Origin of the sequence: Falsirhodobacter halotolerans (assembly GCF_022899245.1) — a bacterium.
GTDB lineage: Bacteria > Pseudomonadota > Alphaproteobacteria > Rhodobacterales > Rhodobacteraceae > Falsirhodobacter > Falsirhodobacter halotolerans.
Window position 1 is genome coordinate 211,653 of record NZ_JALJAZ010000001.1, and the last position, 12,593, is coordinate 224,245.

Here is a 12,593-nt window from a genome sequence, read left to right on the forward strand (position 1 = left end):
TTGGCCTTGATACGGCTGCGTTTCAACAAGGTATGGAGCGCGCGCAGGCTTCGCTGGCCAGCGCCGGAGCGAGCATGCGGCGGGTTGGGCGGCAAATGTCGGTTGCGGTCACTGCGCCCGTCGTGGGGTTCGGTGCCCTGACCGTTCGCACGGCGGCGCAGTTCGAGCAATCCATGAGCCGCGTCGGGGCCGTGTCCGGAGCGACGGCGGATCAGCTCAACCGCTTGTCCGATCAGGCAAAGGAGCTTGGCCGCACGACGCAGTTCAGCGCGTCGCAGGCGGCGGATGGCATGTCGTTTCTGGCGATGGCCGGGTTCGACGTGGATCAGATCCTGACGGCCATGCCGGGAACGCTGCAGCTTGCGGCGGCGGCGCAGATGGATCTGGCGAGTGCTGCGGATACGGCGTCGAACATTCTGTCGGGGTTCGGGAAGGACGTGGGCGAGCTGAGTCACGTCAATGACGTTCTGGCCAAGACCTTCACCAGCACGAACACCAGCATGCAGCAGCTGGGGGATGCGATGTCCTATGTCGGGCCGATCGCCTCGACGGCGGGCGCGGAGTTCGAAGAAGTCTCTGCCGCCATCGGGCTGTTGGGCAATGCCGGTATCCAGGGCGAACGCGCGGGCACCGCCTTGCGGGGATCCTTGTCGAAGATGCTGCAGCCCACATCGGCGGTCAAACGGCAGATGGATGAGGCGGGTCTCAGCTTTACCGACGCCACAGGCCGTTTACTTCCGCTGGTGGATATCATCGAGCAGCTGGAGCCGCATGCGGATGATGCCGCCCTGATGCTGTCGATCTTCGGGCAGGAAGCCGGACCGGGCATGGCGGCACTGGTCGCCCAAGGCAGCGGGGCGTTGCGTGATCTGACCGGGGAACTGCGCGAAAGCGGCGGCACCGCGGCGCGGATTGCCGACCTGCAGATGGACAACCTGAACGGCCAGATTAAAGCGCTGCAATCCGCGTTCGAAGGTCTGCAGCTGGCCATCGCCGATAGTGGTCTTTTGGCGATGATCACCGGCCTGACAAAGCGTCTGACCGAGTTCGTCCAGAACCTGTCGAACACCAGCCCGAACGTCGTCAAATATGGCGTGGTCATCGGCGGATTGGCGGCTGTGCTTGGGCCGGTGATCATCGCCCTCGGTCTTATGGCGTCGGCCATCGCGGCCATTGGGGTGCCGATCGCCGGGGCCATTCTCGCCATCAGCGGAATCACCGCCGCCATCGTTGCATTCTGGCCCGAGATCGAAAAGGCCGGCGCTGCCGTGTTCGAGTTCGGACGCAATGTCAGTGAGGCGATCCTGGGCATTCTGCCGGAACGGATCAGCTCCGTTCTGCTGGCCCTGCGGCAAACGATCGTGGACATCTTCACGTCCATCCCGGATTTCATCCGGCATGTGCCGAGCTTGATGGCGGAGTCTTTCGCCACCACCCCGGCGGCGGTTCTCGGGTTCTTCCGCGACCTGCCGCAGAACATCGTCGATCTGTTCTCGGCGCTGCCCGGCATGATGGCCGAGGTAGGGCGCAACATTCTTGATGGTCTGCTGGCAGGGTTGCGCGAGAGGTGGGAGGGTGTTCGGGAAAGCGTCACCGGATTTGCGTCCGGCATGGTGGACAGCGTGAAGGAGCGGTTGGGCATCCATTCCCCGTCCCGCGTGTTTCGCGAGATCGGGCAGAACATCATGCAGGGCCTTGGCCTTGGTGTGACGGACGAGGCAGGGAATGCGGTCGGGGCCATGCAAGTGGCGACGGACGGTATGGTCGGCAATGCGGCGCAGATCGGCAACGGCTTTGCCAGCATGGAAAGCACCGCATCCTCCGCCTTCCGAGGGCTGATCACCGGCACCCAGACAATGGCGGAGACGGTGGGCGTCATCTTGCAGCGCCTGTCCGACCGGTTGCTGGACAGCGCATTTTCAAGCCTGTGGGGCGGCCTTGGCAAAAGCAGCTGGGGTCAGGCGATCGGCGGTTTCTTCGGGGGCATCGGCGCCAACGCCAATGGTACGAACAACTGGCGTGGGGGGCTGACCTGGGTGAACGAGCGTGGAGGCGAACTGATGAACCTGCCCAACGGCACCCAGATCATTCCGCATGATGTCTCGAAACGGATGGCGGACAGAATGAACGGACAGCCCATCACCTACGCACCGTCCTACCATCTGGGTGGCACCGCGACCAAGGAAGACATCTCTCGGCTCAAGAGTGAGATGGCCCGCGATCAGGCGCAGTTCACACAGCGTGTTCAGGCGTCGTTACAGCGCCCGAGGGGCTGACATATGATACTGACCCGTGATCAATTCTGGGACCGCCTGCGCGTTCGCAGCCTCGACCTGTTTCCGCCCGCCCTGAAGGTGACCAGCCGGACGGCGGGCGGGCAGGTTATTTCTGCCCGCAGGTTCGGTGAGGATCTCTGGCGCGCCTCGGTGATGCTGGCCCCGCATCATTACGGCAGCGGACGGGAGCGGCGCACCTTGCTGGCGCTGGCGCAGCAGCCAGGAATGCAGGTCCTGATCAATGACCCCACCTATGTGGGCCCCAACCGCACGGGTGTGACGCTTCAGGCAGTTGCCAGTGACAACCGTACCCTGACGGTTGCGGGCTTGGCGCAGGGTTCTGCGCTGCGACCGGGGGATTACCTGTCGATCAATCAGGCGCTTTACAGCGTCGTGACGGCAGGTCCCGCAAACGCCCAGGGCCGGGCGACGATCGCGATCATCCCGCATTTGCGTTTCGGCACTCCTGCCGGGGCCACAGTCGAACTCCGACAGCCCGAAATGCTCGCCGTGGTCGAGAACATCCAGCCCGCGACCTTTGAGGCGGCGATTGCGGGGGCTGCCTCGTTCACCATTCAGCAGGTGCATCCATGAGACCCACGTCCCCGGCCCTGACGGCCCACCGCAACCAGCGCAGCAGCGTCCATGCCGAGCACCTGGTCTGGATCGCTGCGCGCAACCGTGAGGACAATTCCATCGAGACGGTCGGGCTGTGGACCGGCAGCGGCCAGCGGTCATTCACCGTGGACAACGTGGTGCGTCGGTTCAATGGTGGGTGCATTGCGGACCTTTCCGCCTTGCACGACGAAGCCGGTATTCGGGTCCGGCGCAAAACCCTAACTTTGGCGGGAACGGCAGCCTCCACCGAGACAGCTTTGCGTATATACGACACCTACAATGCACCCGTCACGATCTGGCGGGCAGAGTTCAATGCGGACAAAAACCTTCTGGCAGCCCCCGAGAGGGTATGGCGCGGGGTGGTAGAGGCCGCTCCGTTCACGACCGCTGCGATCACCGATGACGGTGTAGCGCTCTGCACCGTTGATCTGACCCTGATATCCGATGCCTGGCGGCTGACCGTCATGCCGCCCCTCACGAAAGCCGCGGCGACGCAGGGGCTTCGGAACGGGGATCAGGGGCGACGGTATTCCAATGTCCATGACGCGACCGTGCAGTGGGGCGAAACGCAGCAAGCGCCGAAGAAGCGCAAGAAGTTTCTGGGGATATTCTGATGGATCGCCTTTCGGATTGGCGCGCCCGCCTGGTGGATTACCTGACGGAATGGCGCGACGTTCCCTTCGCCTATGGCACCGCCGATTGCTGGATCTTTGCGATGGGCGCGGCACACGCGTGCACGGGGCAAGACCATATCAGCGGGGTGCGAGACTATGACACCCGAGATGCGGGGCTCTCGCTGCTGCGTGAGATCACTGGGCGCAAGAGCCACGTCGATTTCGTCTACCGCACCTTTGGGAAGTTGCCGTCGATCTGGCTGGCGATGCCAGGCGATATCGCGACGATCGACACTCACGATGGCATCGGTCTCGGTGTCGTGCAGGGCGATTCCGGGATTTATGTGCTGACCGAGCATGATGGATGGCAGGTCGTGCCATTGGAGAAGGCCCGTGGCGTCTACGCCGTGGGGTCGAGGGGGCGCTGATGACATTTCTTGCCGTTCTGATTGCCGCGCTCGTCTGCGCGTTGCCTGCGCATGCCGGTTTTCTGGCGCCGGTCGTGGGCTGGTTTGCCGCTGGCGGTGTCGTAGCTGGTGCGGTCGCCAATATAGGCATCGGCCTTGGCCTGTCGCTGGTCGGCCGTGCCATGGCTCCGAAGCAGAAGAAGTCAGGGCCGGGGGCAATCTCGCTGGACGCACCCACGTCCGGTGACGGGACGCCACAGACGATCATTCTGGGGCGCCGCGCCGTGGTCGGTCATCGGACATGCCCGGAGTATTCCCGCGCCACCGGCAACGACTGGCTGACGATCGTGCGCGATCTGTCGGATGCGCCTGTCCATAAGCTGCGCGCCATCTGGATCGGCAATGACCGTATCGAAATGCCCGAGACGTTTCCGGCTTGGACCGATCCCGGCGTGTTTCACGAGCCCACCGGAAAATATGCGGGCAAGCTGCGTATCCGGTTTCACGACGGCACGCAGACGGAGGCGGATAACTTCCTGATCTGGGCCTATGGAAATCACCCTGATCGTCCTTGGCGGTCGGATATGGCGTTGCGAGGTGTTGCTTACGCCATAATTGAGCTGCGGCGGGACCAGGAACTCTATCCCGGCGTGCCCGATCTGCTGTTCGAGGTCGATGGCCTGCCACTGCTGGATCCGCGAACTGGACAGAGAGCTTGGTCGGACAACCTCCCGCTGCTCGCCTACAACGTGATGCGGGGCATCACCCTACCGGACGGTTCAATTTATGGCGGCGGGGTTCCTGCATCCGATCTTCCATTGTCCAGTTGGGCCCCGGCGATCAGCGAGGCGCAGACGCAGGGATGGCGCGGCGGCCTTGAGGTCAATATCGGGCCGGAGGATTATGACGGCGATGCGCCCTATGAGATCGTCGAGCATCTGTTGCAGGGATGCGCCGGACAGATCGCCGAAAGCGGTGGCACCTGGCGTGTCCGGATCGGCGGGCCGGGCCTGCCCGTCGCGACGATCACGGACCGTGATACCATCGTGACCGAGGATCAGGTGTTCACACCCCATTCCGGCCCCCGTGAAATCTACAACGGCGTCACCGCCCAATACAGCGAGCCGGGGGAGCGGTGGGAAGGTAAAACCACCCCTCTGCTGCTGGATGATGGCTATGCGGCCCGTGACGGAGGGCGCAATGTCGTGCATCTGACCTATAACGCGGTGACCGACAGCGAACAGGTGCAGCAGCTGATCACGATGGCGCTGCACGACAATCGCCGTCAGAGGTCGCACGAACTGTCGCTGCCGCCGGATTATGCGCCGGTCGAGGTTCTGGATACGCTCTCGTTGCACCTGCCATATGACGGCTATGTCGGCAAACTGGTCGAGGTCGTGGCGGTTCATCGTGACCCTGTCTCGATGACGCAGCGCGCGCATGTGCGGGAGGTTGATTCTTCGGACTTCACGCCACCCACCGTCGCACCTTTGCCGGTCCAGCCGGTGGTGACGACGCCGCTGGCACCGCTGGCATTGCCGGGGTGGTCGGTCGAGGTGTTCGCAATCAGGGACAACCAGGACCGCGATCGCCGCCCGGCTGTTCGGATCACGTGGGATCCGCTGCCGGCCGAAGGCATAGAGTGGCAGATGCGGGTGGCGGGCGACACGACGATCGCAGCACAGGATACGACGCAAGCGGTGGGAGCTGGTCAACTGGTCATCGACAAGGGGTTGATCCCCGGTGCGCGTATGCAAATCCGCGCCCGTGCGATCATTCGTGTCCGGCCCGCCGCGTGGACTGCCTGGACGACGTTTGAGGTTCCCAAGATCGGTCTCGGTGAGGACGATATCGGCCAGCAGGTCTGGGATGAGTTCACAGATCTCGCCACCAAGGCGGGGATCGAGACGGTCACGGAGTTCCCGGCCAAGCCAAGGGCCGATCAGATCGTTCTGAAGATGCCGGAAAAGCGGCTGTATCGGTGGGACGGCACAGCGTGGGTAGAGGACATCTTCGCGGGGATACCGGACGGGGCGATCGACGCCACCAAGATCGCCCAGGGGCTGGCGCTGATCGAGAACGTGGAGGGCGACACCCTTCCCACGATCCGCACCGCCACCACGATCACCTTCAAGGGGCGGCTCTACTCGTGGGACGGCACCCGCTACAGCGCCGATGTCCCGGCGGTGAACGTCACTGGCCAGCTGACCAACGATCAGATCGCCGCCGTCGCGGCGGCGAAGCTGACGGGTCAGATCGGATCGGTGCAGATTGCCGATCGGGCGGTGTCCACGGGCAAGATCGCGGATGCGGCGATCGAGGCGGGGAAACTAGCGAAGGGCGCGGTCACGGGTGACAAGATCGCGGATGCGGCCCTGTCGCTGTCGAAGTTCGCGGACGGGCTGCGTCCGATCGAGCGGGTCACCTCCCTGCCGGGGACGCCCCACGTCCTCGGGCGGGTAGTGTCGCTGACCACGGAGGGCGGCAAGCTCTACCGCAACACCGGCAGCGGCTGGACGGCCAGCGTTCCGGCGGCGGATGTGTCGGGGCAACTCGGCAACGATCAGATTGCGGCCGTCGCGGCGGCCAAGCTGACGGGCCAAATCACCGGCACCCAGATCACCGACCGGGCGATCAGCACGGGGAAGATGGCGGCGGGATCGGTCAGCACGGCCATCCTCGCCGCCGGATCGGTGGTGACCGACACGTTGGCCGCTTGGGCGGTCACGGCGGGCAAGCTGGCGGCGGCCAGCGTCACGGCCTTGGCCTTGGCCGCGAACTCGGTCACGGCGGGGGCGATTGCCGCCAATGCGATCGAGGCGGGGCACATTCGGGCCGGGGCTATCAGCACCGATGCCTTGGCGGCAAATGCCGTCACGGCCTCCAAGCTGGTGATCACCGACTTCACCAATCTGGTGACCAACGGCATCTTCGCCGGGGGATCGTCGGACGGGTGGAACCTCGCCAGCGGGGTGTCGGTCCTGCCGTCCCCCTCCAACGTGCCGTCCGAGTTCGCTCTGCGGATCGACACGATGGACGGGGGGCTGAACACCTGGACAAAGCGGATCCCGGTCGCGCCGGGGGACGAGGTGTTCGGCTCGCTCCGGGCGCGGGCCAGCGGCAGCAGCGATCGGCTGATGACCGTGCGCATGCGTCTGGTCTTCGAGGATGGGAGCGGCAACCAGCTGGAAGCCAATCACCTCTTCACCCAGACGACGCAATCCACCTCGCCGGTGGTCTTTACCGGCAGCGTGATGGCCCCTCCGGGGGCGGCAGCGTTCTATGTGACGGTGCAGCGGATCTCCAATGATGCGCAGCGATACTACGGTTATCTCGACAGCGTCACCGTGCGGTGGAAAACCCAAGGCGAACTGATCGTGGACGGGGCGATCACGGCTGCGAAGCTCATGGCCAATGCCGTCACGGCAGCGGCCATCGCGGCAGGCACGATCACCTCGGCCGAGATCGCCAGTGGGGCCATCACCACGGCCAAGCTGGACGCTCTGGCGGTCACCACGGCCAAGATCACCGCCTCGGCCATCACCGGGGACAAGATCGCGGCCAACGCCATCACGGCGCGCGAGATCCAGTCGGCCTCGATCAGCACGGCGCTTCTGGCGGCGGGCGCGGTGGTGGCCGAGAAGATCGCCACCGACGCGGTCACCACGCGGGCCTTGGCCGCGAACAGCGTCAGCGCGAATGCCCTCGCGGCGAACTCGGTCACGGCGGGGGCGATCGCCGCCAACGCGATCACGGCAGCCAAGATCGCTGCCGGGGCCGTGGGGGCGGAACAGATCGCTGCCAAGGCCATCGCCACGTCGAAGCTGGCCGTCTCCAACCTGGAGAACCTGTTCGACGGGGCCGATGCGCTGGCCACCAGTCCCTTCCTCCCCACCTCGGGGGCGAATGGCGGGCGCGGCGATTGGTCCAGCGCGTCGGGCCAGACCGGCTATCGGGGTCAAGCGGCGCTTATGATCGCCGGAGAATGGTCGGGCGTTGCCTATGAGATGCCCTCGTTTCCGGTGACGCCGGGGGCGGAGTATTTCATCCGCTTCTACGGGGCGCGTGATTCCTCGTGGGATGGACAATCCGCCAACTCCAAACTGCGCATCGGGGATCAGAGCGGGGGCTTCCTCGCGTCCATCTCCTACGCCGCCGGGGATCTGCCGCACTTCACCACGTCCAACTGGGCGGAACGGAGCGCGGTCTTCAGGGTGCCGGACGGGGTCAACGCCCTGAACATCACCCTTGGCAATGACGCTACGGCGGGACGGGCCTATCTGGCGGGCTTCGAAATGCGTCTGCGCAACAGCGGCGAGCTGATCGTGGATGGAGCCATCACGGCGGCCAAGGTCATGGCGGGGGCGATCACCGCCAACGCGATCGCGGCCTCGGCCATCCTCGCCAGCCATCTGGCAGCGGGGTCGGTGACGGCGAATGCCCTTGCGGCAAACTCGGTCACCGCGCGGGCCATCGCGGCCCGGTCGGTCACGGCGGATGCCATGGCCGCCAACTCGGTCACGGCGCAGAACGGGGCCATCGGCAATCTGGCGGTGCAGACGCTCAACATTGCAGGCAACGCTGTCACCGTCCCGGTTGCGGCATTCCGGGAACAGAATACAGGGGTGGATTCCAGCAATAATGAAACGACGGTTCTGAACGCCACGATGCGGAATGAGGGCTATCCGGTCTCGATCACGCTGAACTTCAGCTATTCGTTCGTCCGGGCTGCGGGGGCCAGCATCCAAGGGTCGGCCTACATCAACCTCTACAAGAACGGCTCGCTGCTGCGGCGCGTCTATTTCGTGCTTTCGGCAGATACCAATCAGTTCGGCCTGGCCTCATTCAACTATGTGGACACGGACGTGTCCCCGGGCACGGATGTCTATTCATTCCGCAGTCAGGTGAACGGCTTCTCCAACGCGTTCATAGCGAACACGTATCTCGGTCTTAGTCAGGTGAAGAAATGAGCTGGTTTGTCATCCACGACGAGGATGGACAGATCGTTGCGACCGGGCAGTGCCCGGCTTGCGATCTGTCCATCCAGTATCTTGAGCCGGGCCAAGCCCTGATCGAGACGGATGGGCCAATTTCGGATGCCCATCATGAGGTGCGGGGTGGCAAGGTCTGCGCCCGAACGGGACCGCCCAATCCAGAGGATCAGGTGGCCCTGACGCTGCGTGTGCGAAACGATCGCGATCGCCGCCTCGCCGCAACGGACTGGACACAGCTTTCCGATGTTCCGGACGCCACGCGGGCGCGGTGGCGCATCTACCGGCAGGCGCTTCGGGATGTGTCGGATCAGCCGGGGTTTCCCGGCGCGGTCGTGTGGCCGGAGCCTCCGACCGGAAATTGACATCGCGGGGGGCGGAATGGTTCGCCCCCCGCATCACCACGAAAGGACAGCCCGTGGGCTACAAAGTGCATCTGAAAACTGGCCGGGTCATCACCCTGGCGGAGGCCGTGCGCGAGGAACGCGACGGCTCGGGCGTTCGCTTCTACACCGCCGAGGGCGTGGGCTGCGGATCGTTCGGCGACGGCGTGGTGGATTACGCCTATCCCGACCACAGCGCGGTCGAGGAACCGACCAGCACCGCCGAACCCGCCGCCGATAAGACGGCCACCAACACCAAGGAAACATCGAAATGAGCGTTCAAGGCATTGTCGCGCAGAACCGCGAACTCAGGTGGCACAAGGAGCAGCTGGAACACCGCTGCCTGACCCTGGGCATCACACTGGACGAGACGGCGGAAAAGCTGGCCCTCGCCAACGTCCGGATCAAGGAGCTTGGCGGCGAGCCGATCGCCGACACCCCGCCCGACCCGGCGCCCGCGCCCGCCGCCTGATCCCACGATGCCCGCCCATCGCCAATCCAACGCTGCAAATGCACCGCTCCTAACTTGCGTACTGCTGACGCGTCGTGATCGTGCAGGGTCGCATATAAGAGGTTTCGCTTTACCTCAGGACGGTGAGATATTTCAGTTGACGTGACATAGGACGTTTGGCTAAGCAAGTTTTGCTTGCAGCGATAGGCCCCACACTCCACTTGTAGCAGCTTTTCGATTTTCTAGGATGAGCGGCTATTTGGATGCTTCGATTGACTATGAAGCGCTCCTCAGTTGACGGCTCTGTGTTGATAGGGTTGTGGGTTGCTGCAGGCTTTGCATGGAGGAAAGCGATGAACAAACATTCTAAGCTTTATAACCTTGCTCTCAGGTTGCTGTATTTGGCACTTCTCTTCGGAAAAGTTGCTAACGAATACATTGATCTGATGAGCAAGGTCGTCAATTGTCAGTCGCATTCGAAAACTACACCCATTCATTCGCTTTAGGGGCAAAACAAGTCTTTGTTCCAAATAATCTAAGCTTTCGAATTGGTTATGACATAAAGAGACAGGTTACAAAATCCTTCTCTTTTCCTTCATATTACTACCATTTGAGAAATGGTGGTCATGTAGCAGCTCTACATCTACATAGACATAATCAATATTTTGGAAAAGTTGATCTTAAGAACTTCTTTTACTCAATAGCTAGGAACAGAGTATCACGGGCACTGCAGAATATAGGTATTAGGCGCTCTGGACATTATGCGCGATGGTCCTGTGTGCGTAATCCGTATGGACATCCGCGATATGCCTTACCTCTTGGCTTCGTTCAATCTCCCGTTCTAGCCTCCTTAGTGCTGTGTTTATCTGAGGCGGGGAAGTGCTTAGAGTCGATGCATGCTGATGTTACCCGCTCAGTATACATGGATGATATATCATTTTCAGGCTCTACCCCTGAAGTGGTGAATGAGGCTATTGACCTCTTTAGCCAAGCAATAAGTAGATCAGAATTATTTCTAAATCCTGAAAAAACCATACTTGCCTCTGAGAGTATGCTTATTTTTGCTTGCCACATTGAAAATAGCAAAACTTACGTAACTCAAGATAGAATTAATACCTTTTATTCGACACAGCGGTCAGTTGAAAGCGCGGCGGGATTTGAGGCATACCGTGCTTCGGTATCGACAGGGAGCGCTTAAAGCACCGAGAACACTGCAATATAGCCCGCCCCTCGGCGGGCTTTTTCATATCTGGAGCCTTTCCCATGCCCGACCTGTCTCTTGAAGCCCGCAATGCACTGGCCGACACCCTGCGCACCCGCCTCTATGGCGGGGTGACCGTGTTCCGCGATGCGGGCGGGGTCGATCTTTTCACCCTGCCGAACCTCGCGTTCGACGCGGCGGCGGGCGGTGTGATCTCGGCTACGGGCCTGCCTGCCGATGCCCCCGTGATCGCCACCGGCATCGCCTCCAGTTACGAGCTGCGCGACAGCACGGGCGCGTGGGTGCTGCGCGGCCCCGTCAGCGCGCTGGAGGGCGGGGGCGAGGCGATCATGCCCAATCCCACCGTCACCAATGGCGAGGAAGCGCGGGTGACCTCGATCACCCTGACGGTGCCCGCCTCGAATGTCGTGGTGGGCTGATGCAGCTGGCCCGCATCGAGGGCGGGGTCGTGGTCAACGTGATCGAGGCGGATGCGGCCACGCCGGACTGGCCCGATCACGTCCCCCTGACCGGGGGCGCGTGGATCGGCTGGCTCTATCGCGACGGCGCGTTCGTCGATCCCAATCCGCCGGTGGAGGATGCCGATGTTTGACGAGAGCCTTGGCAGCTGGTCGACCGTGCAGGACGGGCCGATCTGGTATCGGGTGGGCGTCCTGCCCGTGTCGGGCACCCTGCGCGCCACGCGCGCGGGGCGGGCGCAGGTGATGCTGGTCGGCGCGGGCGGCACGGGCGCATCGTCGCCTGAAGGCGGCGGTGGCGGCGCGGGCTATCTTCTGACCCGGTGGCTCGACATTGCGCCGGGCGACATCGCCATCACCGTGGGGTCTGCGCCTTCGGCTGCCGCCGCGCTTGGAGGCACGACCTCGGCCTTTGGCCTGACCGCCCCCGGCGGGGGTGGTGGCAATTCCGGCAATGGCGGGAACGGCAGCGGATCCAGCGGCACTGGCGGCAGCACCCCCATCACCATCGGCGGGATCGGCAACCCCGGCAACAATGACGGCCGCAATTCCCGTGGCGGGCGTGGGGCGCGGGCGGGCGGCGGTGGGGGATCCACCACAGCGGCGGGCGGGGATGCAGCGACGGGTGTTCCGGGTGCGGGTGCGCCGGGAGTGGCGGTCACCTGGACCGGCGCGCGGTGGGTGCTGGCCCCCGGCGGCAATGGCTCGGTCGAACAGGCCTCGCCTCTGCCGCGCCCCGAGGGTTTCGCCAATCCCGGCGCGGGCGGTGGGGCGGGCACCGACCCCTATGCCGCGCAATCGGGCGTGGTGCTGGTGCGCTATGTGCTGCGCCAGGCGCTGACGATCGGCGCGGCCAGTCCAGCAGCGCGATCGGCGGCAACAGGCCATGCCGTGCGCGCGGCGGGGGTGGCAGGCGCGACGCCCGCGCCTGCCGCCGCCGCTCTGGCCCGCGCGGTGCGCGCCGTGACCGTGCAGGCCCCTGTGGGGGCGGTGCAAGCCTCCACCTCGGCCCTCGCCCTGCGGCGGGCGGGTCTGGGCCTCTCCGCGCCCCCGGTGGGGGCGGCGGTCGTGGCGGGAATCGCTCTGCCTTACATCATCCGGGGCCGCGTGGCCTTTGCCGAACACAGCCGCAGCTGGACCCGCGACCCGGGTCGGCGCTTCACATGACATCGA

12 protein-coding genes are annotated in these 12,593 nt (G+C 63.9%); all 12 read left to right on the forward strand.

Features of this window, described 5'->3' with window-relative positions; all coding sequences use genetic code 11:
* The first annotated feature begins 95 nt into the window (after positions 1-95).
* The 12 genes from MU449_RS01070 (at position 96) to MU449_RS01120 (ending at position 12,587) form a co-directional block, all read left to right on the forward strand.
* Entirely contained in the window at positions 96-2,276 is a 2,181-nt protein-coding gene (locus tag MU449_RS01070) for a phage tail tape measure protein (RefSeq protein ID WP_244736143.1), read from the forward strand.
* A gap of 3 nt (positions 2,277-2,279) precedes the next feature.
* Complete coding sequence (locus MU449_RS01075) at positions 2,280-2,870, forward strand: hypothetical protein (protein WP_244736144.1); 591 nt, start codon at positions 2,280-2,282, stop codon at positions 2,868-2,870.
* Complete coding sequence (locus MU449_RS01080) at positions 2,867-3,508, forward strand: hypothetical protein (RefSeq protein WP_244736145.1); 642 nt, start codon at positions 2,867-2,869, stop codon at positions 3,506-3,508. Before MU449_RS01075 ends, MU449_RS01080 begins: the two co-directional genes overlap by 4 nt.
* Positions 3,508-3,936 (forward strand): DUF6950 family protein, encoded by a 429-nt coding sequence (locus tag MU449_RS01085; RefSeq protein WP_244736146.1) that lies wholly within the window; start codon positions 3,508-3,510, stop codon positions 3,934-3,936. The genes MU449_RS01080 and MU449_RS01085 overlap by 1 nt, the downstream gene beginning before the upstream one ends.
* Positions 3,936-8,885: a phage tail protein gene (locus MU449_RS01090; protein ID WP_244736147.1), complete on the forward strand. Its 4,950-nt coding sequence runs from the start codon at positions 3,936-3,938 to the stop codon at positions 8,883-8,885. Before MU449_RS01085 ends, MU449_RS01090 begins: the two co-directional genes overlap by 1 nt.
* Positions 8,882-9,271 (forward strand): tail fiber assembly protein, encoded by a 390-nt coding sequence (locus tag MU449_RS01095; RefSeq protein ID WP_244736149.1) that lies wholly within the window; start codon positions 8,882-8,884, stop codon positions 9,269-9,271. The genes MU449_RS01090 and MU449_RS01095 overlap by 4 nt, the downstream gene beginning before the upstream one ends.
* A 53-nt stretch (positions 9,272-9,324) precedes the next feature.
* Positions 9,325-9,564, forward strand: coding sequence for a hypothetical protein (locus MU449_RS01100; protein ID WP_244736150.1), 240 nt, complete (start codon positions 9,325-9,327; stop codon positions 9,562-9,564).
* Positions 9,561-9,761 (forward strand): hypothetical protein, encoded by a 201-nt coding sequence (locus MU449_RS01105; RefSeq protein WP_244736152.1) that lies wholly within the window; start codon positions 9,561-9,563, stop codon positions 9,759-9,761. Before MU449_RS01100 ends, MU449_RS01105 begins: the two co-directional genes overlap by 4 nt.
* A 442-nt stretch (positions 9,762-10,203) precedes the next feature.
* Positions 10,204-10,938: a reverse transcriptase domain-containing protein gene (locus tag MU449_RS15900; protein WP_483299405.1), complete on the forward strand. Its 735-nt coding sequence runs from the start codon at positions 10,204-10,206 to the stop codon at positions 10,936-10,938.
* Positions 10,939-11,003: 65 nt separating this feature from the next.
* On the forward strand, positions 11,004-11,381 hold the full coding sequence (locus tag MU449_RS01110) for a hypothetical protein (RefSeq protein WP_244736153.1): 378 nt from the start codon (positions 11,004-11,006) through the stop codon (positions 11,379-11,381).
* Positions 11,381-11,554, forward strand: a complete 174-nt coding sequence (locus MU449_RS01115) for a hypothetical protein (RefSeq protein ID WP_244736154.1) — start codon at positions 11,381-11,383, stop codon at positions 11,552-11,554. The genes MU449_RS01110 and MU449_RS01115 overlap by 1 nt, the downstream gene beginning before the upstream one ends.
* Positions 11,547-12,587 (forward strand): glycine-rich domain-containing protein, encoded by a 1,041-nt coding sequence (locus tag MU449_RS01120; protein ID WP_244736156.1) that lies wholly within the window; start codon positions 11,547-11,549, stop codon positions 12,585-12,587. Before MU449_RS01115 ends, MU449_RS01120 begins: the two co-directional genes overlap by 8 nt.
* Positions 12,588-12,593: the final 6 nt, after the last annotated feature.